The 23,603-nt window shown below is 38.1% G+C and carries 20 protein-coding genes; 13 read left to right on the forward strand and 7 right to left on the reverse strand.

Annotation, left to right across the window (positions count from 1 at the left end; all coding sequences use genetic code 11):
- Positions 1-118: 118 nt before the first annotated feature.
- Positions 119-805, reverse strand: a complete 687-nt coding sequence (locus tag KTV93_RS00850; protein ID WP_218249447.1) for an SIR2 family NAD-dependent protein deacylase — start codon at positions 803-805, stop codon at positions 119-121.
- 118 nt (positions 806-923) lie between these two features.
- Here KTV93_RS00850 and KTV93_RS00855 point away from each other — a divergent pair, with 118 nt between their 5' ends.
- The 6 genes from KTV93_RS00855 (at position 924) to KTV93_RS00880 (ending at position 6,247) form a co-directional block, all read left to right on the forward strand.
- On the forward strand, positions 924-1,430 hold the full coding sequence (locus KTV93_RS00855) for a GNAT family N-acetyltransferase (protein ID WP_218249448.1): 507 nt from the start codon (positions 924-926) through the stop codon (positions 1,428-1,430).
- A 79-nt stretch (positions 1,431-1,509) separates the two neighbouring features.
- The gene (gene gpmI, locus KTV93_RS00860; RefSeq protein WP_218249449.1) at positions 1,510-3,039 is read left to right on the forward strand and encodes a 2,3-bisphosphoglycerate-independent phosphoglycerate mutase; all 1,530 of its coding nucleotides are present in this window, start codon (positions 1,510-1,512) and stop codon (positions 3,037-3,039) included.
- A gap of 111 nt (positions 3,040-3,150) precedes the next feature.
- The gene (locus KTV93_RS00865; RefSeq protein ID WP_218249450.1) at positions 3,151-4,128 is read left to right on the forward strand and encodes an acyl-ACP desaturase; all 978 of its coding nucleotides are present in this window, start codon (positions 3,151-3,153) and stop codon (positions 4,126-4,128) included.
- 98 nt (positions 4,129-4,226) lie between these two features.
- Positions 4,227-4,658 carry a BT0820 family HAD-type phosphatase gene (locus KTV93_RS00870; protein WP_218249451.1) on the forward strand — a complete coding sequence of 144 codons (432 nt, stop codon included), beginning with the start codon at positions 4,227-4,229 and terminating at the stop codon, positions 4,656-4,658.
- Between the two features lie 12 nt (positions 4,659-4,670).
- Positions 4,671-5,480, forward strand: coding sequence for a type I methionyl aminopeptidase (gene map / locus KTV93_RS00875; RefSeq protein ID WP_218249452.1), 810 nt, complete (start codon positions 4,671-4,673; stop codon positions 5,478-5,480).
- Positions 5,480-6,247: a class I SAM-dependent methyltransferase gene (locus KTV93_RS00880; RefSeq protein WP_218249453.1), complete on the forward strand. Its 768-nt coding sequence runs from the start codon at positions 5,480-5,482 to the stop codon at positions 6,245-6,247. The genes map and KTV93_RS00880 overlap by 1 nt, the downstream gene beginning before the upstream one ends.
- 5 nt (positions 6,248-6,252) lie before the next feature.
- Here the strand turns inward: KTV93_RS00880 and KTV93_RS00885 are convergent, their stop codons facing one another.
- Positions 6,253-6,930: a T9SS type A sorting domain-containing protein gene (locus KTV93_RS00885; protein WP_218249454.1), complete on the reverse strand. Its 678-nt coding sequence runs from the start codon at positions 6,928-6,930 to the stop codon at positions 6,253-6,255.
- 151 nt (positions 6,931-7,081) lie between these two features.
- On the opposite strand from KTV93_RS00885, the gene era reads away from it, so the two are divergent.
- The 5 genes from era to KTV93_RS00910 all read left to right on the forward strand — a co-directional run bounded on the left by era (position 7,082) and on the right by KTV93_RS00910 (position 12,192).
- Positions 7,082-7,957, forward strand: coding sequence for a GTPase Era (gene era, locus KTV93_RS00890; protein WP_218249455.1), 876 nt, complete (start codon positions 7,082-7,084; stop codon positions 7,955-7,957).
- A gap of 62 nt (positions 7,958-8,019) precedes the next feature.
- Complete coding sequence (locus tag KTV93_RS00895; RefSeq protein ID WP_218249456.1) at positions 8,020-8,448, forward strand: DoxX family protein; 429 nt, start codon at positions 8,020-8,022, stop codon at positions 8,446-8,448.
- Positions 8,449-8,518: 70 nt separating this feature from the next.
- Positions 8,519-10,921: an alpha/beta hydrolase family protein gene (locus KTV93_RS00900; protein ID WP_218249457.1), complete on the forward strand. Its 2,403-nt coding sequence runs from the start codon at positions 8,519-8,521 to the stop codon at positions 10,919-10,921.
- A gap of 224 nt (positions 10,922-11,145) precedes the next feature.
- Positions 11,146-11,613 carry a hypothetical protein gene (locus tag KTV93_RS00905; RefSeq protein WP_218249458.1) on the forward strand — a complete coding sequence of 156 codons (468 nt, stop codon included), beginning with the start codon at positions 11,146-11,148 and terminating at the stop codon, positions 11,611-11,613.
- A gap of 66 nt (positions 11,614-11,679) precedes the next feature.
- Complete coding sequence (locus KTV93_RS00910) at positions 11,680-12,192, forward strand: hypothetical protein (protein ID WP_218249459.1); 513 nt, start codon at positions 11,680-11,682, stop codon at positions 12,190-12,192.
- Between the two features lie 77 nt (positions 12,193-12,269).
- On the opposite strand, the gene KTV93_RS00915 is transcribed toward KTV93_RS00910, so the two are convergent.
- Genes KTV93_RS00915 through KTV93_RS00935 form a run of 5 tightly spaced genes read right to left on the reverse strand, consistent with a single transcriptional unit; the run spans position 12,270 to position 21,379 of the window.
- Positions 12,270-13,709, reverse strand: a complete 1,440-nt coding sequence (locus KTV93_RS00915; RefSeq protein WP_218249460.1) for a glycoside hydrolase family 30 protein — start codon at positions 13,707-13,709, stop codon at positions 12,270-12,272.
- 37 nt (positions 13,710-13,746) lie between these two features.
- The gene (locus KTV93_RS00920; protein ID WP_218249461.1) at positions 13,747-15,678 is read right to left on the reverse strand and encodes a sialate O-acetylesterase; all 1,932 of its coding nucleotides are present in this window, start codon (positions 15,676-15,678) and stop codon (positions 13,747-13,749) included.
- Between the two features lie 11 nt (positions 15,679-15,689).
- Positions 15,690-17,126 carry a glycoside hydrolase family 30 protein gene (locus KTV93_RS00925; RefSeq protein ID WP_218250462.1) on the reverse strand — a complete coding sequence of 479 codons (1,437 nt, stop codon included), beginning with the start codon at positions 17,124-17,126 and terminating at the stop codon, positions 15,690-15,692.
- A gap of 8 nt (positions 17,127-17,134) precedes the next feature.
- Positions 17,135-18,598, reverse strand: coding sequence for a RagB/SusD family nutrient uptake outer membrane protein (locus tag KTV93_RS00930; protein WP_218249462.1), 1,464 nt, complete (start codon positions 18,596-18,598; stop codon positions 17,135-17,137).
- 18 nt (positions 18,599-18,616) lie between these two features.
- On the reverse strand, positions 18,617-21,379 hold the full coding sequence (locus KTV93_RS00935; protein ID WP_218249463.1) for a SusC/RagA family TonB-linked outer membrane protein: 2,763 nt from the start codon (positions 21,377-21,379) through the stop codon (positions 18,617-18,619).
- 201 nt (positions 21,380-21,580) lie between these two features.
- On the opposite strand from KTV93_RS00935, the gene KTV93_RS00940 reads away from it, so the two are divergent.
- Both KTV93_RS00940 and KTV93_RS00945 read left to right on the forward strand, forming a co-directional pair.
- Positions 21,581-22,774 (forward strand): MFS transporter, encoded by a 1,194-nt coding sequence (locus KTV93_RS00940; protein ID WP_218249464.1) that lies wholly within the window; start codon positions 21,581-21,583, stop codon positions 22,772-22,774.
- Between the two features lie 11 nt (positions 22,775-22,785).
- Positions 22,786-23,529, forward strand: coding sequence for an NUDIX hydrolase (locus tag KTV93_RS00945; protein ID WP_218249465.1), 744 nt, complete (start codon positions 22,786-22,788; stop codon positions 23,527-23,529).
- The last annotated feature ends 74 nt before the right edge of the window (positions 23,530-23,603 follow it).

The following is a 23,603-nucleotide window of genomic DNA, read 5'->3' on the forward strand; positions in this document are numbered from 1 at the left end:
TGAAAAAGAAGAGAACCGGTTTTTAATCGGTTCTTTTTTTATTTCTAATACCAACTTTAGAAGCAGTAATATTGATAACCATAATCAGCATTTCCTTAATTTTTTGATTATGAATATTTTACCGATTCATTATTAGAATCTCTTTAAGTTTTTTCATTCCTTGCGTGGCAGACATCTTTAAAAAATTTGCATCGTCCGCAAAACTGTTCTTTAGATTTGGATCGATTGCATAAACTTTACAGTGGGAAGGAATATAGTCAATAAGAGCGGCTGCGGGATAAACTTGCATTGATGTTCCGATAACCAACAAAAGTTCTGCCTGCCTTGCAATTGAGATTGCCATATCCATTTCCGGGACCATTTCACCGAACCACACAATATGTGGCCGAAGCTGTACACCATTTTCATCCAAGTCTCCCAGATTCAGATCTTTTTCCCAGAAAAACATTTCTGTATCAGAGTCAATAGGTCTGGCCTTTTTCAGTTCCCCATGTAGGTGAGTAACTTTGGTAGAGCCGGCTCTCTCATGAAGGTCATCAACATTCTGCGTGATAATATGGACCTCAAATAAATCTTCAAGTTCCGCTAAGATAAAGTGGGCTTCGTTGGGTTCAACTTCAAGAAGTTGTTTTCTCCTAGCATTATAGAAATCTAAAACCAATTTCGGATTGCGCTTAAATCCCTCAGGACTCGCCACGTCTTCAATTCGGTGATTTTCCCACAATCCGTTAGAATCCCGGAACGTTTGAACTCCACTTTCCGCTGAAATACCGGCGCCAGAAAAGACGACAAGCTTCTTCTTCATGATTTTTTTCTAAAATTAAGTATTTTTATATAATGTTTATGATGTGAACTATACCGGCAATACTTATAATGTTTAGCTAAATTTGTAAGAATTAAGCAATCCCAAGCGTATAAAAAACATGAATTACATAGTAAGAAAAGCTAAAATAGCGGACACAGCAAACATCTGGAAAATTTTACAGCAGGCTATTCAGCGCCGAAAAAATGACGGAAGTAACCAGTGGCAGGATGGCTATCCTAATATCGAAACTGTTGAAACCGACATTCAAAAAGGCTTTGGTTATGTTTTAGAAATCCACGGTCAGATTGCCGCATATGCAGCGATTATTTTCGATATTGAGCATGCTTATGAAATCATTGAAGGCAATTGGTTAAGCTCCGGAGAATATGTTGTAATCCATAGGGTGGCAGTTTCCGACGAATTTGCAGGAAAAGGAATAGCCACAAAATTTTTTAAAAATATTGAAGAGCTTGCAAAATCAGAATCAGTTTTCAGTATAAAAGTCGATACTAATTTCGACAATCTGCCGATGTTGAGCATCTTAGACAAATTGGGATATACGTATTGTGGTGAAGTTTATTTCCGGGGCGCTGCGAGAAAGGCGTTCGAGAAAATTCTGAGTTAACCACTTCGTAAACTATAGCGGCTATTAAACGGTTTATTGCCCGCAATTCCTTAAATTTGTATCACAAAATATATTCAAAATGTCAAAGAAAGCCATTTTAGCCATTCTCGACGGGTGGGGAATAGGAACCAACCCTGAAGTTTCAGCAATTGCTCAGGCAAATACCCCGTTTATCGATTCCTGTTATAATAATTTTCCCAATACAACCCTGGAAGCAAGCGGAATTGCCGTAGGATTGCCTTTCGGGCAGATGGGCAACTCTGAAGTAGGTCACATGAATTTAGGGGCGGGACGGGTTGTATATCAGAATCTTGTCAAACTCAATATGGCGGTGGAAAATGCTACTTTAGGGAGAGAAAATGTGATTACACAGGCTTTTGAATATGCAAGGCTTAATAAAAAAAATGTGCATTTTATTGGCTTAGTATCTGATGGAGGCGTACATTCTCATATCAACCACCTCAAAGGATTGCTGACTGCAGCGCACGAATATGGTTTGAATGATAACGTGTATGTGCATGCATTTACCGATGGCCGCGATTGTGATCCACATTCCGGAAAAGCATTTATAGCAGAACTTTTGGATCACATGTCTTTAACCACTGGTAAATTAGCTTCCGTTATCGGAAGATATTATGCAATGGACCGTGACAAGCGTTGGGAAAGGGTGAAATTAGCGTACGACCTAATGGTAAGAGGCATTGGCGAACCTACCCGCGATATTCTCGGAACGCTGGACAATTGTTATAAAGATGGAATCACAGACGAATTTCTCCGGCCCATTGTTTGCCTGAAAGACAGCAATTTACCGATGACAAAAATTGAAAGTGATGACGTAGTTTTCTGTTTCAATTTCAGAACAGACCGTGGAAGAGAGATTACTGAAGTTCTTTCACAAAACGATATTCCTGAGTTTGGGATGAATCATCTGAATCTGTATTATGTTACCATGACCAATTATGATAAAGACTACCAAAATATAAAAGTGGTTTTTGATGAAAAAGTTTTGGAGGAAACCATGGGTGAAATCCTTGAGCGCAACGGAAAAACGCAAATCCGTGTTGCAGAAACAGAAAAATATCCACATGTTACTTTTTTCTTTTCGGGAGGACGGGAAGCCGAGTTTATAGGAGAACGAAGATTGCTTTGCCCGAGTCCGAAAGATGTTCCGACTTATGATTTCAAACCGGAAATGTCGGCATACGATATTACCGAAAAAATTCTGCCGGAAATCGAAAACGAAACTGCAGATTTTATCTGCCTGAATTTCGCAAATACTGATATGGTAGGACATACCGGAGTATTTTCTGCAGCCGTAAAAGCTGCCGAAACGGTAGATGCATGCATCCAGAAAGTCGCAACAACTGCTTATGAGCACGGCTATGCAGTTTTTATTCTTGCTGATCACGGAAATTCTGATGTAATGAAAAACCCGGACGGAAGTCCGAACACACAACATTCAACTAATCTGGTTCCACTGATTGTAATGGATAAAGACCGTACATGGAATTTAAAACCGGGTAAATTGGGTGATGTTGCTCCTTCAATTTTAACAGTAATGGGAGTGCCAGTTCCTGAGATTATGACCGGCGAAGTACTGGTAAGTTAGTTTCAAATAAATTAATATATTTATAGGCGATTAATTTTTAGTTTTTCAAAAAAGCTATGCATGAAATACTAAAATTTAATATATATTTGTCCCTTCTAAAAAGTAAAAGTAATGTACAATAAATTAGTGAGAATTGAAGTCATGCGGAATTTAGGTAAAGAAGTTGATGACTTTATTTCCTCCTATTTAACGCCTGTAGAAAAAATTTGGCAACCTACAGATTTCCTTCCTGACCCTTCAGCGGACAGTTTTAAGCATGATGTAGAAGAACTCCAGACTTACGCCCAGGAAATGGGTTACGATCTGTTTATCACCCTAATCGGCGACTGTATTACAGAAGAGGCTTTACCAAGTTACGAATCCTGGATCATGGGAATCGACGGCGTAGAGCAGGAAAACAGATCTGGCTGGTCACAGTGGGTCAGAAGCTGGACTGCCGAAGAAAACCGTCACGGCGATTTGCTCAACAAATATCTTTATCTCTGTGGTCGCGTAAATATGCGCGAAGTGGAAATTACCACCCAGTATTTAATTCAGGACGGATTCGATATCGGAACTTCTATGGATCCCTACCGAAATTTTGTTTATACCAGTTTTCAGGAAACAGCGACAAATATTTCTCACCGTAGAGTAGGTTCTCTTGCAAAACAAACAGGCAATACCAAATTATCCAGAATGTGTGGGGTGATCGCTGCTGATGAAGCGCGACATGCAAAAGCCTACAAACAGTTCGTCACAAGAATATTCGAACTCGACCCATCCGAAATGATGCTTGCTTTTGAAGATATGATGCGTAAAAAAATCGTAATGCCTGCTCACTTGATGCGTGAATCCGGTCAGAAAGCCGGTGAGCTTTGGGGCCATTTTTCCGATGCTGCACAACGCGCAATGGTTTATACCGGTCAGGATTACATCAACATTCTGAGCGACCTTCTTGTAGACTGGAAAATTGAACATATTACCGGGCTCAATGAAAAAGCTGAAAAAGCTCAGGAATATTTAATGAAACTACCAGGCAGACTTCAGAGAATTACCGACCGAATTGCAACTCCTGATTTAGAATACCAGTTTAAATGGGTAAAATCATAATACAACATAATAATTAATTTAGGAGAGCGGTTGTTTTTTCAACCGCTCTTTTATTTTATTATCTTTGCACATCTGAAATTTTAGAATAATTTAGAATAATGAAAAGCAATAAAAAACTGGCCATTGATTTCGACGGAACTGTAGTTGAAGACGCATATCCCGGAATTGGCAAACCCAAAACTTTTGCATTTGAAACGCTTAAAAAACTTCAGTCCGAAGGATACAGATTAATTTTGTGGACTTACAGACACGGGAAAACTTTAGATGAAGCTGTAGAATTCTGCAAAAAAAATGGTGTTGAATTTTATGCCGTTAATTCAAGTTTTGAAGGTGAAATTTTTGATCATTCACAAGCTTCGCGAAAAATTGATGCCGATTTATTTATCGATGACAGAAACCTTGGCGGATTTCCGGGTTGGGGCGAAATCTATAACATCATCAATGAAAGAATCGAATTCCGTGTTGAAGGCTCAGAAGTTTTAGCCTATTCTAAAATGAAAAAAGACAAGAAAAAAGGACTTTTCTGGTAAAAGTTATTTCCTATGATTATATTAAAGACACTCGACGAGCTGAGGCTGATGCGCGAAAGTGCACAACTCGTTTCCAAAACTTTAGGAATGCTTGCCAAAGAAATAAAACCCGGCGCTACAACCAACCATTTGGATAAACTTGGTGGCGAATTCATCCGGGATCATGGTGGCGAACCTGCATTTTTAGGAATGTACGGTTTCCCAAAAAACCTTTGTATTTCGCCTAATGCAGAAGTAGTACACGGCATTCCGAACGACAAACCTTTGGTAGAAGGCGACATCCTTTCAGTAGATTGTGGTGTGTATATGAATGGTTTTTATGGTGACCATGCCTATTCATTCGAGGTGGGCGAAGTAGCTCCAGAGACCAAAAAACTGCTAAAGGTTACCAAAGAATCTTTATACAAAGGCATTGCACAGTGCGTCCGCGGAAAAAGAGTAGGAGATATATCCAATGCCATTCAGGAACATTGTGAAAAACACGGTTATGGTGTTGTGCGCGAATTGGTTGGGCACGGTTTGGGTAGAAAAATGCACGAAGATCCGCAAGTTCCCAATTACGGTAGAAAAGGCAGCGGAAAAGTTCTGAAGGACGGAATCGTGCTTGCCATCGAACCGATGGTTAATTTAGGAACTGAGAAAGTAAAATTTCATGATGACGGCTGGACAGTGACTTCACTCGATAATTCACCTTCAGCACATTACGAACACGATGTTTGTATTATTAATGGCAAACCTGTATTGCTTTCAACTTTCAGCTACATTTATGAAGCTTTAGGAATTGTAAGTGACGAAGAAAAACCATTTACGCTGGATTTTTAATGAAAAAAATCGCCAATTTCCTTCTAAACAAAATCCCAAGACCAATGCTTATTAACTTAAGCATTTTTCTTCGCCCGTTGATTTATCAGCTGTTTAAAGGCAACAAATTCACCGATCCTATCGATGGGAAATCTTACCGTAAATTTTTGCCTTACGGATACGGAAAACAGCGTGAAAATGCACTTTCTCCCGGAACTTTAAGTTTGGAAAGACACCGCCAAATGTGGCTCTATCTGAAAAATGAAACCGATTTTTTTACTAAAAACTATAAAGTCCTTCACATCGCACCGGAACAGGAATTTCTGAGGAAGTTCAAAAAAATGAAAAATCTGGAGTATACGTCGGCCGATTTATTTTCACCGATTGTCGATGTAAAGGCTGATATTTTGAACCTTCCGTTTGAAGACGAAAGCTACGATGTGATCTTCTGCAATCACGTTCTGGAGCATATTGAAGACGATGCAAAGGCGATGAGCGAACTTTATCGCGTGATGAAAAAAGGCGGCTGGGGAATTTTTCAGGTGCCGATGAAGAATTCTTTAGAAAAAACCTACGAAGATTTCAGTATTAAAGATCCTAAAGAAAGACAGAAACATTTCGGGCAGTACGACCACGTTCGCTGGTACGGAATGGATTACTTTGAAAGACTAAAAAGTGTTGGTTTTCATACCGATATCAATTTTTATTCAAGAAAATTTTCCGATGAAGACCGAAAAAAATTTGGTCTTATTGAAAATGAAATTCTTCCGGTGGTTTTCAAAAAATAATCAAATTATTCTTTAATAATCTTAAAAGTTTTATCATTATTTAATTTGATAAAATAAGTTCCGGTTTCGAAATTTCGCATATCAATATCCAAGGTTTTGGCATTCTCCTTTTTTAATTCATAAACTAATTTTCCTGACACGTCAAATAATTGGACAGAATTTATTCCCACTGAATTTTGGACAGTCAAAATCGTGGTTACCGGATTTGGAGCAATTGCATATTGGGATAATTTATTTTCTGTAGTTGCAAGATTGGTGGATATAAAATGGATTTCTTCAAATATCGCATTGTGAATAACTAATGTTTTTTCATTGCCAGTATTTCCAATGTAATAATGATAACTATGCCCAATCTCGAAAAAAGCGCATAAAGAGGCAAAAAATTGATTTACTTCTCCATTATCACCCCAATAATCTGCTAATGTGCAAGCTTTACTATTTACCGTAAACACATCCTGTACACTAAACGATAAATTAGCTGAGACGGTATTGAAAAAAGACAAATTGAGTTGTGGATCAGTCACTGAAAAATTGGTAACCTGTTGATAGGGCATGGAAGGTGGAAACTGATCCGGTTGAACTTCGCTTACCATTTTTGTAATTTTCCAATTTGTATGAAGTAAATCGGAATTCTGAGCGGAGAAAAAATTCGCGATAAATAGAAAAAATAGAAATTGTTTCATAATTTTCTTTCAAAGATAGTTTTTCTGACATTTACTGCAAAGCGATAAAAATCCTTTTGTAACTTTAATGGTCAAACAATGTTTCACTATCTTTGCAGGGATTCACAAATTATGCGGATCAATATTATTTAATTATTCAAAAAAAGAAATAATGCACAAGGCAGGATTCGTAAATATCGTTGGGAAACCCAATGTCGGGAAATCGACACTTCTTAATAAACTGATGGGCGAAAAGCTCGCGATCGTTACCCAGAAAGCACAAACGACAAGACACAGAATTTTCGGGATGTACAACGAAGAAGATTTACAGATTGTATTTTCGGATACGCCGGGAGTTTTGGATCCGAAGTACGGTTTACAGGAAAAAATGATGGATTTTGTGAAGGATTCTCTTCAGGATGCCGATGTTTTCTTGTTTATTGTTGATATTTTAGATAAAACTGAACCCTTCGAATTTTTGGTAGAAAAACTTAATAAAATTCCGGTGCCGGTTCTTATTCTTATTAATAAAATCGACGAATCTAATCAGGAAGATCTTGAAAAGGCGATGGAGTTGTGGCATGAAAGGATTCCAAAAGCGGAAATTCTTCCGATCTCTGCGCTTAAAGGTTTCAATACCGAAGTTATTTTACCAAAACTGAAATCTTTACTTCCGGAAAATCCGCCTTATTACGACAAGGATCTTTACACCGATAAACCTGAAAGATTCTTCGTAAACGAAGCGATCCGCGAAAAAATCCTTTTGAATTACGATAAAGAAATCCCTTATTCGGTGGAGGTTGTAACTGAAATGTTTAAAGAAAAAGAGGGAATTATCTTCATCGATTCAATCATTTACGTTGAAAGAGATACGCAAAAAGGAATCATCATTGGTCACAAAGGTGAAGCCATTAAAAAAGTGGGCACCGAAGCGCGTATTGATCTTGAAAAATTCTTCGCCAAAAAAATTCATCTGAATCTATTCGTAAAAGTTAAAAAAGACTGGCGAAAAAATGAGAGGGATTTAAAAAATTTCGGTTACCGCTAAAGAAAACCTAGCGTTAATTGCGTTTTACAAAGGATTTTACTATTTTTGGTAAAAATTGATTCATGAATTATTTTACTTCAACGAAAAGTAATCCTCTGATTATTGATATTGTTCTTCTTGTTACTAGAATTTTTGTAGGTTTTGCAATGTTATCACACGGATATCCCAAACTGCAGGATTTATTGTCGGGTGAAGAAATTCAGTTTTTCAGCTTTCTTGGATTAAGCGACAAAACTTCGTTGATTTTGGCGGTTTTTGCTGAATTTGTGTGTTCAATTTTTATTATTCTGGGTCTTTTTACCAGATTCGCAGTATTTTTTCTTATCATTACCATGGCAGTTGCCGGGCTTATTGTACACAGCGGCGATCCTTTCCAGAAAAGAGAAGCTAGTCTGCTTTATCTTTCGGTTTATTTAATGCTTTTCGCTTTCGGCCCCGGCAAATATTCTGTCGATGCGATGATTGGCAGGAAAAGGGAGCCCGGCTGGTAACATCATAAAAAAATCAGTAAATGCATTGACGCAAGTTTGTGCATTTTTTTATAAAACAAACCTAATATTTATGAAAATTAAACTAACATTTGTTGCGCTTCTTTATGCAGGATTTGCCTTCGCGCAGGAAAGTATTACGTATCAGCAGCCTTCTGCGGAAATTCTTCAGCTGGCAGATTTCCAGAGAGCACCAGGTGTAATGATGGACAGCAAGAAAGAATGGCTCATCTTTTCTTACCGTCCTACTTACAAATCTCTGGATGATCTTAACCAGGAAGAAATGCGTCTTGCAGGTTTACGGGTGAATCCGTTAACCAACATTTCGAGTACAATTACTTATGCTAATAATCTAAAAGTTAGAAAGTTAAAAGATAAAAACGAAATTCAGGTTAAAGGACTTCCGGCTAATGCTAAAATTGCCTACACCAGTTTTTCACCAGACGAAAAGAAACTGGCTTTTACCAACACCACAGCGAAAGGAGTGGAACTTTGGATCCTTGACCTCGCAACAGCCACCGCAAAAAAACTTACCGGTGATCATCTTAATGCCAACTTAGGAATGCCTTATGTTTGGATGAAAGATTCGGAAACTCTTTTGGTAAAACAGATTCCGGCCAGCAGAAGTGCACTGATCGATGATAAAAAAATGATACCTTCCGGACCTACTGTCTCAAATGCTGACGGAAAAGTTTCACAAAACAGAACTTATCAGGATTTGCTAAAAAATCCACAGGATGAAGCTAATTTCGACACGCTTGCAAAAGCAGAATTGGTAAAAGTATCTCTTAATGGAAATCTGACTCCATTCAAAGCTGAAGCGCTTTACTCAGGAATGAGTTTTTCGCCGGACGGAAATTATCTTATGCTTACAACGATACAGCGACCATATTCCTATATTGTTCCGCTGAGCCGTTTCCCAATGATTTCTACCGTGTACGATAAGGACGGTAATTCTGTAAAAACCGTAAATGAAATTCCGCTTACGGAGATTATGCCGAAAGGTTTCTCTTCGGTTAGACCCGGAAAAAGAAATATGAGCTGGCGAGATGATCAGCCTTCAACCTTGGTTTATGCTGAGGCATTGGATGGGGGCGATCAGTCTAAAAATGTAGAAAACAGAGACGAAATTTTCCTTTGGGAAGCACCTTTCAGCAATGCACCGAAATCTTTCTTCAAAACAAAGCAGCGTTTCAGTGGTATTGATTGGTCGAATGGTGATTTTGCGATTGTTTCAGACAGCTGGTACGATACAAGAAATACAAAATCTTATCTCATCAATCTGAAAAATAACGCTTCGAAAATTATTGATGACCGCAATTATCAGGACGTTTACAGCGATCCGGGTAACTTTAATACCACCAAAAATCAGTACGGAAGAACAGTTATTGATACGAAAAATAACAAAGCGTATCTTGTCGGTGAAGGATTTACGAAAGAAGGTCAGTTTCCGTTTATTGATGAAGTTGATTTGAATTCTTCTGGAAAAAAGAGAATTTATACCTCGAAACTGAAAAATTCCAAGGAAAACATCATTGACATTCTGGATGCCAAAACCGGAAATCTTCTTGTAGTAGAGCAGTCATCGAATCAATATCCGAATTATTCGATCAGAAACATTAAAAACGGAAAAGGAACTGCAGTAACTCATTTTGAAAATCCTTTTGAAAGCATTAAAAATGTTTATAAAGAAGTTATCAAATACAAAAGAAATGATGGAGTAGAACTCACGGGAACGCTTTATCTTCCGGCAAATTTCGACAGAAAAAACCCGAAAGAAAAATTACCGCTGTTAATCTGGGCTTATCCTACAGAATATAAAGACAAAAACACTGCTGGACAAAACACCCAGAACCCGAATGATTTTACGTTCCCAAGCTACGGATCGTTTATTTATTGGGTGAACAAAGGTTACGCAGTTCTGGATGATGCAGCTTTCCCGATAATCGGTGAAGGAAAAGCAGAACCGAATGATACATTTATGCCTCAGTTGGTTGCAAACGGAAAAGCAGCAATTGATGCCGTAGATAAATTAGGATATATCGACAGATCCAAAGTTGCGGTTGGCGGACATTCTTACGGAGCTTTTATGACTGCGAACCTGTTGACGCATTCTAAAGATTACGCCTGTGGAATCGCAAGAAGCGGCGCTTATAACAGAACACTGACGCCGTTTGGATTCCAGTCTGAGCAAAGAAATTACTGGGATGTACCGGAGGTTTACAACACAATGTCGCCATTTATGAATGCTGACAAGATGAAAACTCCAATGTTGCTTATTCACGGTGAAGCCGATAATAATCCAGGAACATTCACACTTCAGACCGAAAGATATTTCCAGGCACTGAAAAACCTGGGAGCGCCTGTAAGAATGGTTCTTTTACCGAAAGAATCTCACGGTTATGCAGCTAAAGAAAGTATTCTGCACGTTTTATGGGAACAGGATCAGTTCCTTGAAAAATGTCTGAAAAACTAATAACTAAAGTCTCCCGGTAAGCGGGAGATTTTTTTTTACTACAAATGCTATAGCAGCAGGTTACAGAAGGAAAATGATTGCAGAAGCGTAGGAACTTACTTAGTTCTGCAGAAACAAATCCAATTTAACATAATATAAATTATAGGAGTTTTATATTTTTAGAAATTATACCTTAATCTAAATATTATTATCTTTACAAAGCTAATCAGCAAATACAATCTATCATGAAAAATTACGTATTAATACCTGCCATCATGTTTTCTCTTTTCAGCTGCAACCAGAATTCTGATAAATCTGCAGAAAAAAATCTTACAGGCGATTCTCAGCAGTTAGAAAATTTAGAAACATGTTACGAAGCTGTGCACGGTCAGGATTCTGTAAAACTTTCCGTGATTTACTCCGCAGGAAATATTACCGGCAGTTTGCTTTACAATAATCCACAATCCAGCAATTCCTCAACGGGAACTTTTACAGGAACGAAATCCGGTGACACGCTGAAATTATTGTCCAGAACGGCAACGGGAGGAAATATCAGTTTCAACGAAATTTATCTTCTGAGCAAATCCGGTAAACTTTATGAAGGCATTGGAGAGGTCGAGAAAATAAATGATTCGACAACTGTTTTTGCAGAACCTTCGAAAGTCGATTTTACTAAAAGTTTTGTCTTCAGTAAAGTTGAATGTAATTTCTGATATCATTTAACATAATATATTATCTTTTAAAAAATATAGAGAATCCCAAATATTATAAAAACTTATATGAAAAACTTAATACTATCAGCATTAATCATACTTACAGCGGCAAGTTGTGAGAAAAAATCAACCGAAACTGTTGATACACAGCCTGCAACTCCGGACTCTATTACTGTTCCTGAAAGCAATGAACCTGTAGAATCTTCTACCCTACAGTCCTGTTATATGGAGGTAACCGGAAAAGACACCCTTTTTGTTTCGCTTGACGATAATTTAGGCACTATAACCGGTAAAATGCGTTATAAAAATTTCGAGAAAGACAGTTCTTTCGGTGATGTGATGGGAACACAAAATGGCGATACCATTAAGCTGAATTATACTTTCGAGGCCGAAGGAACAACCTCTGACCGTGAAATCTATTTCCTCAGAAAAGACGGAAATTTAATTGAAGGGATTGGAGAACATAAAACCGAAGGCAGCAGGGATTTTTATGCAAATCCTGCCCAACTTAAATATGAAGGCCACACGCTGAAGTCTATCGACTGTACAAATTTTGAAAAGAATTTTAAGGTAAAATAATTATCTTTAATTTTCGATTAATAAAAAGAGCAACCAAAATTGGTTGCTCTTTCGTTATGAAAAAATACAGAAACTAGTTATATAATCACGGTTTGAATGGAATGTGCCGGAACCGACAATTTTGCTGCCTGCCCTTCGATCCATAAATAAGCATCGGTATCTTTATCAGATTCATTCATTATCACAGTAACCAACTCCCCTTTCTCGTTCATGAAAGCGGTAGAAATAAGTGCTGCTCTGTTTGACGAATTACCAATTCTCTGTGAACCCGGTTTAATATATTTAGACACATGGCCGATGTAGTAATATTCGTAAGTGTAATGCACTTCACCGGTTCGGGTGTCGGCGATAATAGGAGCAAAACAGAAGTTTCCAACATGATTGGGGCCGCCGGTTTCATCGAGAAGAACATTCCAGTCTGTCCATAATGCCGTTCCTTTGTTGAAATCATTAAGCATATTGCGTCCGTAAAGTTCACCCAGGGAAACATCATAAATCTGATCCATTTTGAACTGTTCTTTACAACCTTCGGTAAATGCCAGGAACATATTGGGAAACGCCTTCTGGGTTTCTTCTAAGTTATCGAAAAGCTGGGATTTATTGTTCCATGTTTCGTACCAGTGATAACCGATTCCGTGTGCATATTTTGCCGTTTCGGGATTCTGAAGGGTTGTCGTAGCACGCTGATAAATTAAATCGCGGTTATGATCCCAAATGATTACTTTTTTATCTTTGTAGCCGTTTTTCCATAAAGTTGGCCCAAGGTTGTTTCTCAGGAAATTACCTTCTTCTTCCGCAGTATAAATACACGATTCCCAGGTTTGCGTTGCCATAGGTTCATTTTGTATGGTTAAACCCCAAACCGGCATTCCGCGTTTTTCGTATTCTTTTATGAATTTAATGTAATATTCTGCCCACGGTTGGTAATATTCATCTTTCAGCCTACCGCCTTTCAGCATACTGTTGTTGGATTTCATCCATGCCGGCGGGCTCCACGGCGAAAAATAAAACGTAAACTGATCACCAATGAGTTTCTGAGCTTCCTTAATCATCGGGATTTTGTATTTCTCGTCTTTCGCAACAGAAAAAGATTTAAGCGACACATCACCATCTTTTACATAGGTATAGGATTCACTGGAGAAATCGCAGGAATTCATATTGGTTCTTACGATGGTGTATCCCAAGCCGTTTTTCCCGTAATATGCCTCCAGAATTTCTTTCTGTTTTGCTTTCGGCATTTTATAAAGCGTTTCGGCTGAAGCATCTGTAATAGCGCCGCCAATGCCGATTAATTTCTGATATTTAAAATCAGGATCCACAAAAATGCAGGCATCTGTTTCTTTTGGCTGGGCCATTTTTTCGAACTTTACCAGGCCTTTATCCTGAAGTTTTTCTTTAGTCGCTGCATTGGTAAGGATTACTTTTGCTGTTTTCTTTGTACTGTTTTTCCAGTAATTCTGGCTGAATCCAGTTACGAAAGTTCCAAGCAGGATCGATGTAATCAATGTTTTTCTCATTATCATTATTTTTTTAGTATTTACTATTATCTTTCTGTTAATCAAGATTAACCTTATACTTCGCTTCTTTTGTTGTGAGTGGAAAATGATCAGTTCTAAAAGGCGAAACCGGCAGATTGTTTTCCGTAAACAGATTGTTCTCTGAAGCATTTCCTTTCCACCCGAACCTTACTGCGGCAGGATTTTTAACCTTATCACTATATACTTCTACTCTATTTTTAAAGATTTTTGCCGTTGCCGGATAAAAAATCTGATCTTCGCCGGCAATTTCAAAACCTTTCACGTAAGTAGAATCATCTGATGTTTTAAGTTTTACGACCGGTTTGAATCCTACCGAAACTTTGTTTTTCTGAATTTTAAAATCATTAAAAACCGGACTGATATTTCCGTTATTCAACGCCAGATCCGCTAACCTTTCCCCTACTGATTTCTTATTGGACGGGTGAATGTCACTGGGATTGCCGATATCGGTGGTTACTACCATACCTATATTTTTCAGCTTCAAAGTATTGGTCTGGGCTTCCCGGAGTTCTGCCCACGAACTTCCCTCGTTACTGTTTTTTCCGGGAGTTTCAAAAGTGGCAAGCTGCACAAAATAAAAAGGAAGATCTTTCCCGAATTTTTCTCTCCAGCTATTGATCAGCAGAGGAAAACTTTTGTTGTATTCCACCGCTCGATCCTCATTCGATTCGCCCTGATACCAAAGAAATCCTTTAACTTTGAACGGAACCAACGGAGCGATCATGGCGTTGTAAGCTAATGACGGAAATTCATTTTCATTGATTCTGTTGAAGATTTGCTCTATGGTTATTTTCCAGTTTCCGGTAAGTGGAATTGAAGATTTTGCGGTAACCAGTTTTAATTTTTCAGGTTCGCCCCAGATTCCACCACCGCTTCCGTTATCTGTAATTTTTACGACAATTATATTTTCACCTGCTTTCAGCAGATTTTGTGGAACTGTGTAAACCCGTTCTGCATCATAGGAATTGTTGGTTCCTATTTGTTTTCCATTGAAATAGGTAATGTCTTCGTCATCGATCTGAGAAAGAAAAAGCTGCGCGTTCCCGCCGAGATCTTCCTGAGTTAAAGTCACTTTTTTTCTAAGCCAAACAATTCCATCTAAACCATCAAAACCCTGATCTTCCCATCTTTTAGGCTGATAGATTTCCGGAAGTTTGGTGTCATCAAAATCACTTTTTAAGTACGAAGTTTCATTGAAATCTTCAATGTTTATCTGATGTTTTTTTTGAAGAGCAGCGATTTTCGAAGCAGTGGAAAATTTCACCAAAGAATCCAGAGAAATTTTTGGCATTTTTGAAATCATTGCTTTAAAGTCTTCGGAATTTTCAAAACCATCTCTGGGGATCCAGGTTTCAACATTAGTTCCGCCCCATGAAGAATTGATGATGCCAACCGGAATTTTGGTTTCCCGATACATTTTTTTAGCAAAAAAATAAGCGACACCCGAAAAATCTCCTATTGTTGAAGCAGTGGCGACTTTCCATGCGGTTACTTGGATATTTTTCTCGGGTAAAGTGTTGATGGCTCTCTCAACTTTAATGTGTCTGACTAAAGGAAAATTCTGCTCAATTAATTCACTTTGATAACCATCAACTCTTGCAAGATTCCACTCCATATTGCTTTGTCCACTACAGAGCCAGACATCGCCGATTAAAATATTTTTAATAATAATCTGATTACTGCCTGAAATTTTCATTTCAAACGGACCACCAAATTTTTCTTTATCCAACAATACGTTCCAGTTACCGGAAGCATCAGCTACAGTTGTTTTAATCTGATTTTTGAATGCAACAGTTACTTTTTCGTTGGGCTCAGCAAATCCCCAAACCGGAATTTTCGCATCACGCTGCAATACCATATTATCAGAGAAAAAATGAGATACAGATACGGCTCCCGTAAATAACTTTACCACGAAAAAGAATAAAAATATGGTGATTTTCTGTTGCATTAAGAGTATTTTTAAAAAATATACGTTGCTGCAGATCTACCCGGAATTGAGACAGAAGCAGAATTTCCTTTAAACTTAATATTAAAGTTCTCTGCACTTTCGCTGTCATTTTGTACGATGAGTACTGTTTTACCCAAAGGAGTTGTAAATGCTGCTGTAGCAATATTTTCAGTTTGTGTTGAAGCAATTCTAACCGAATTCTGAGGAACAAATTTCGAAGCATGTCCAATAATATAATAAGCAACATTTCTGGTAAAATCCCCGGAAGAATTAATGGTGATGGCGCCTTTACATTCGGTACATCCGCCCGGAGTATGTGGCTGGAAAGCAGTATCATTAGCTAAATTCCATTCCAGGGCGATTTTGCTCCAGTTTCGCATTGAGCCGATGATTACGTTTTTTGTGTGCCAGTTTAAATCATCTTTGAAATTACCTTTCGCGCCTGTCCATTGTTCAGTAAAATATAAATTTTTGTCCGGATGAGCATTGTGAACGATACTTAAAGCTGAAATATCTCCTTCGTAAAGGTGAAACGCAGAGCCGTCGATATATTTATTGGCTTCCGGATCATCTAAAATATTGATCGCATATTCGGGTTTGTTGCAGTTATGATCATAGACAACTATTTTCGTCGAAACACCTGATTTTTTAAATTCGGGACCCAAATGATTTTTAATGAAATCTTTCTGCATTTCGGAAGTCATCAAAAGGCTTGGATTATTTCCTGGATGAAGCGGTTCGTTTTGAGGTGTGATCGCATCAATGGTGATTCCTTCCTTTTTCATTCCCTGAATATATTCCACGAAATATTTAGCATAAACTCCGTAGAATTCAGGCTTCAAACTTCCGCCAATCGAACTTCCGTTATCTTTCATCCAAACTGGAGGTGACCAGGGCGCAGCGATAATTTTTATTTTTGGATTGATGGCGAGAATTTCCTTCAGCATGGCGATCAAATCCTTATCTCTTGCCAAACTGAATTTCTCTAAATTGAGATCAGTTTGTCCCGCCGGGAGATCATTATAGGAGAAAACTTCACCATCAAGATCTGAAGCGCCCACACTTAACCGCAGGTAACTTACAGAAATGGAATTCCCCATATTTCCGAAAATCTCATTTAACAGCGCTTTTCTTTTATCGGCTGCAAGCGTGTTGATGACCTGAACGCTTCCACCGGTAAGGGTGTATCCAAAGCCGTCAACGGTTTGGAATTTCTGTGATTCATCAATTTCTATGGTAGGGAAACTGTTCGATCCATTATCAAAATGGAGGGCATTCTGTTGTTGCAGTTTTACAGAACCATCACCTTTTGTAAGCCAAAATTCGATTTTTTTTGCTTGTGAATTTTCGGTTTCTGTCAACACTCTATTCCCGCAGGAAAATAATGAAAAAAGTGCCACACCGCTAAGTGCAGCACTTTTTAATAAAGATTTATTTGATTTTATCATCATCAAAGTTAATATCCAGCGTTTTGGGTAAGGTTCGGGTTGTTATCCATCTGAGACTGAGGAATTGGCCACAACAATCTTTGTTCTGTAAGATTGTTTACATAGCTTAATTGACTTCCCTGTCCATTGGTTCTTGCTTTGATAATCTCTAAAGCCTTGCCTGTACGCTTAAGATCGAACCATCGGTGGCCTTCAAAAGCAAGCTCCAGCAAACGTTCTTTCAAAACTTTGTTCATACCGTCTTCTTTGCTGGTAATAGTTGCTACATTCGGTAGGGAAACACGGTTTCTTACCTGATTAATTAAAGCTTCTGCATCGGCATACGCTCCAAGATTCACCTTAGCTTCAGCTTTTAATAACAGCATGTCTGCGTATCTGATGATGTAGGTATGCTGTGTTCCGTCCTGAATTCTTTGCTTATAGGCAAACGGATAGTGGTTTTTATCAGTCCAGTAGGTGTCGCTAACTCCGACATCAAACTTAATGGTATTTGCTTTTCTGATGTTATCACCCTGAGCATCAAACGAATTTACCAAATCGTGGGTTGGCAAATTGAAACGCTGCCATCCGTCACCAATAAACATTCCTGTTCCCCACCACCAGATATTGCTTGCGTCTGCATTAATTTCCAGAATAGATTCTGCATTGGCATTATGATTACCATCAAACAGATGATTGTAATCCGGTAAAAGGCTGTAAGATCCTGATAGCTGATCAACATACTGAACAACTTTAGCATAATCCGGGTTAGGTTTTGTTGCGTATACTTTAGCTAAAAGTGCCTGCGCAACACCTCTCGTTGCGCGGTATTTGCTTACTGAAGAACCGGGAGCCGCAAGTATGGCCCCTTCCAGATCCGAGATAATAAATGAATATACCTCTTCTTTAGATTTTCTTGCCGGAAAAACCTGGTTATAGATCTCCTCAAAATTTTCAGAAGTCACTCCTATAACTGCTTTCGTTACAATTGGAACATCTCCCCAAAGCTGTACCGCATGAAAATAATACAACGCTCTTACAATAGCGGCTTCGGCTTTCATTTCTGCTTTGCGTTCCGCGGTTAATGCGGGATCCTGTATTCCGTCAACATAGTTAAGCACTTTATTACAGTTGTTAATCAATTCATAAATTGCTTTCCAGTTTCTGTCAACATTACCGTTTGTAGATAGAATTCTGTATTCTGCCTGCTGTCTGTTGTCCTGGTTATCACCGCTTACATAAGCTTCATCTGTCTGCATTCCGCCGTTCGCAAAATAATCCAGCTGCCAGTAGTTAGAATGTCCAAACCCCGGACCTACATACATTGATTTCATTAGATCTTCAGCCTCGGAAGCTTTAGTATAAGGCGTTTCGCTGAAATCAACAGCTCTGTCTGTAATTGGTTCGGTATTCAGATAATCTGCACAGGAAACGGTTCCGATACTTAGCGCAGTACCCAAAAATAGATAATATATACTTTTATTTAGTTTCATGATTGTAAATTTTAATGATTAGAAATTAGCTTTTAGTCCCAAAATGAATGTTCTTACCTGAGGATAAGTTCCGTAGTCGATACCCAATACCCCATTGGTAGAAGCAAATGCGTTTACTTCCGGATCGAATCCTGTATAATCTGTCCATGTATATAAATTCTGACCGGTCACGTATACATTAAGCTTACTAATCCCTTTAAACGTATTACTGAAATTATATCCCAATGTTGCACTTTTCAGCTTGATAAATGAGCCATCCTCGATAAATCGGTCGGACACCAATTTTGAATTTGCTGCATATGCTCTTGGTACATCGGTAATATCACCAGGTTTCATCCATCTGTTCAGTACATTGGTTGACTGGTTTTTGTGATCATTCATCATTTCTAATTCGAAACGGGATGCATTATAGATATCATTTCCATAAGAACCTGTTATCAGCAAATCCATATACCAATTCTTGTACGAAAAATTGTTCGTAAATCCGAACGTAAAGTCGGGATTTGGGTCTCCTATAAAAGTCCTGTCACCGGCACTAAGCATACCGTTTCCATCAAGGTCTTTATATATAATATCTCCTGTAGCAGCGTCTACTCCGCCAAACTGATAACCATAGAAAGCACTGATTGGTTGTCCTGCAGAGAATCTCACTAAGTTTCCTGCACTCGGAATTCCGGCTTTATCAATATTTGGCATCCATTTAAGTTCTAAGACTTTACTTTGATTAAATGAAATATTGAAATTGGTGTTCCACGTAAGATTTTCATTTTTAATATTTACAGTATTTAAGGTAAATTCCATCCCTTTATTTTCCATGGAGCCTACGTTTCTCAGAATATTTCCTATAGATCCCATAGTAATCGGCATAATCAGATCATCTGTTTTTCTTTTATAGAAATCTGCTGTAAATTTGATCCGGTTGTTAGCCAAGCCAAAATCTATTCCCACATTGGTATCAGTCGTAACTTCCCAACCTATATCACTACCCCACTGATAAGTAGACCAGCTTCCTCCATCTTTATTAAGTCTCTCCAAATTGTAATGAGCATAGATAGGTATTCCAGAAGCATTTCCTGTCTTACCCCAACCACCTCTTACTTTCAGCTCAGATATTATATTATTATCTGCTAAGAATTCTTCGTTTCCAATGTTCCACGAAGCAGATACTCCCGGGAAGAATCCCCACTTTTTATCATCTGCTAACGCCGAGCTGCCATTCTCACGGAACACAGCCATTACTGTATACTTATTGGCCAAAGTATAGACGGCCCTACCAAAGAATGATGCTTCTCTCAAAACTTCTTTCCTGTATATTTCTCCATGCGCCGGATTAGAGGCATCATAGACAAAGTGAGACTGTAAAGGATCTGCAAACTGGCTTCCCCAATAATACTGACCATCATTCTTACGCTCGTGCATTTGGAAACCTCCCAATAGCCCTAAATCATGGATTCCTGATTTCAAGGTATAGTTCAGCGTATTTTCAAAGTTGAAATCCTGGAACGTTAAATTTGTTTCAGAACCGCTTCCTTTCTGTTGTCTTCCCCACTCCGAACGGTACGGATCGAGGAATCTGTCGTTTGTAGAGCTGATATGGTCTAAGGAAACGCTGGACTTCCAAACTAAATCTTTAAGAAGGTTAACCTCAATTCCCAAGTTGGATAAAAATCTTTGAGTTTTGGTTCTGTCGGACTCCCTGTTCATAAAAGAAACCGGGTTCTCCCAACCTCCTGTGAAAGGGTTTAATGCAAATTGTCCGTCTTTGTAGCCATTCAAATATTCACCTGACGAATCGGTAGGTCTTATTTTCACCTGACTGCCGTAAGCAGGCATAAAAGTAGGCGTAGTTAATGCAGACAAGATTACCCCACCTTGTGCTCCGGCATTATTATCCGATGTATTGTTTAAGCTTGTATTGATGTAATTTATACTTGAAGTTACCTTCAACCAGTTGATAACTTTTGCATCAAGATTTATTTTCGCAGAAGTTCTTCCGAAATCTGAAGGAGAAACGATACCTGTAATCCCCTGATATCCCAATGCCGTATAGGCTCTTACATTTTCGTTTCCGAATGCGTAGTTTACATTATAATTCTGATCGAAACCCGTACGGTACACTTCTTTTCTCCAATCCGTATTAATTCCGGCATACATAGGATCGTTTATCGTATTTAACCAGGCCGGATTTATTTCGGATATCAGAGTTTTGTATTGTTCCGGATTTAGAACATCGACGTTGTCTACCTTGTTAGATATTCCCCAATACGCATTGAAATTCAATTGAGGTTTGTTAGCCTTTCCTCTTTTGGTAGTAATAATAACAACACCTCCTGAACCGCTGATGCCATAGATTGCAGTGGAAGTTGCATCTTTCAGGATTGTCATATCTACAATGTCATCGGTGTTGATTCCACTGATGTCAAATGTCTGGATTCCGTCGACCACATACAAAGGATTTACCCCCGATGAAATGGAGTTGTTGCCACGGATTTTCACGTTCAGGGATTGTCCCGGTTTACCGGAATTCTGAATAACGCTTACCCCGGCGGCATTTCCCTGCAATGCCTGGCCAACGTTATAAATCGGGCGGTTTTCGAAGACGTCAGCTTTAATGTTCTCAATAGCACTCGTGGCATTTTTCTTTTTTACAGATCCATAACCAATCACTACTACTTCTTCAATATTCTTTTCTTTTAAAGAATCTGAAACCTGAGCGTTAACTCCAAAAGTGAAATAAAGTACGGCGATTAACCCGAGACTTTTAGAATAATTTAAATTCATTTTTTATAGTTTTTGTTATCTCAATTTGAGACAATAAATGTAATCTTTTTTTCAATACAATTAATTTTTTTTTAATTAATTTCATTTTTTCCTCTATTTTTGAGGCTTTAAATACTTAATTTTAGTTAAATATGCGTAGACAGACAATAAATTTTCTTCCCCAAATATTAACTCTGCAATAAAAAATCATATTTTTCTAAAATGATTCAAAAATATTCCAGGATTGCACTTCCTCTTAAAATCAGTTTTCTGATCTTTTCCATGGTTTTGAACTGTATGGGAATTATCATTCTGCAGCTTTCTGAAGAAAACATTTCATACACTAATTTAGGATTCCTTGAGGCTTTTAAAGATTTACCAATTGCGATTGTCTCTTTGTTCGCAGCCATTTTTATCAACCGTTTTGGGAGCAAAATATCTTTAATTTTTTCCCTCACTATTGTTGCAGTTTGCAGTTTCCTACTGCCGTTTGTCGGAGGTTTCTGGTTTTTTAAATTATGGTTTGCCATTATAGGAATCAGTTTTTCTGTAGCTAAGATTTCGGTTTACGGAATTTTAAGGAATAATATTCTGGAAGAAACTCCTCTGGCAAAAGTCATGAGCAGTGTTGAGGCCTCATTTATGATTGGAATTTTCGTGGTAAACATTGGTTTTGGATGGCTTATTTCCAGTGAATATGCTGATTACTGGAAATTCGGGTTCTGGATAATTGCTCTTTTGGCAGTCATCAATATTTTACTGCTGCTGAACGCACAAATTGGGAAAGATGCTGACCGTTCAAAACTATTTTCATTTCGTGAGGTGACAGAATTCTTCAGCAAAAAGTACCTTCTCTTCTTTCTGATTATTTTTGCAATTGTTTTTATTGAACAGAATTTCAATTCCTGGCTTCCTTCTTTTTACAAAAAGCATCTGAATGTGAATTCTTTCTTTGCGCTCCAGGCTTCGGCATTTTTGGCTTTGTTTTCATACATCGGGAGAATAATTACCTCACGGATTATTCAGCATTTTTCTCTGGCAAGATATTTTATTGGGTGTACTTTAGCCATTCTGGGCATGCTTTTCTTATTCCAGGCATTGGTAACAAACGGTTATCTGCAGATTACACTTTATATTTTTCCCTTAATCGGATTGTTTCTTTCACCACTTTATCCGGTTATCAGCTCCCAAATGATCACTAATATCGGTAAGACAGAAATTCATTTGTTTACCAGTCTGATTGTTATTTTCTCTTCCTTAGGCAGCTCGGTGGGTTCTATTATTATGTCCTATGTATTTGAATTTGAATATGGTGGCTACTATGCACTATTTATTTCCGGAGCCGTTTTTGGTTTATTATTTCTAAGTTTCATTTATTTCCGGTCTTTTGTCTCAAAAAAAGAAAATAATTGTTAGTTTTGTTAAATATGAAAGTAGACGATTCAAAAAACAAACAGAATTTACAGGAACTCATCGACACCAAAGACTTTGTACGGCACATTTCGGTAGATTGTGTAATCTTTGGTTTTCATCAGGATATTCTCAAAGTATTGCTTTTGAAATACCATGATTTAGATCTCTGGTCTTTGCCTGGCGGATTTGTTTTTAATGATGAAGACGTACACGAGGCGGCTTTTCGGGTGCTTTACGAAAGAACACATCTTTCCGATATTTTTTTGGAACAGTTTCACACATTTGGTGAGAAAAACAGAACCGAAAACAATGTTCACCAGATCCTCCTTAAAAATAAAAATATTGAGGTCCCAACCGATCACTGGATTTTTCAGCGTTTTATTACAGTAGGATACTGCAGCCTGATCGATTTTTCACTGGTCGATACTTTTCCGGATACTTTTAATGAAACCTGCGAATGGTTCGAAGTGAATAAACTTCCCAAAATGGCTTTCGATCATGAAAGAATTATTAATTGCGGGCTCCAGCACATCCGGAAAAACATCGACACACAAATCGTTGCGAGTAATCTTCTTCCCGAAAAATTTACGATGAAGGAACTTCAGACTGTATATGAAACAGTTTTAGATGAGAAGTTCCGGAGAAATAATTTTCAGCGGAAAATTCTGGCACTTAATACGTTAGAAAGACTGGAGAAATTCTTCGACGGTTCTGCCAACAAAGCCCCTTATCTCTACAAATTTGTGGATAAAAAATAAACATTGATTCCTTAAATATTTTCCGAAATATTTCGCCACCTTTCCGAAAAATCCTAATTTTAGGCAAATATAAA

The organism is Kaistella faecalis (assembly GCF_019195395.1).
Taxonomy (GTDB): domain Bacteria; phylum Bacteroidota; class Bacteroidia; order Flavobacteriales; family Weeksellaceae; genus Kaistella; species Kaistella faecalis.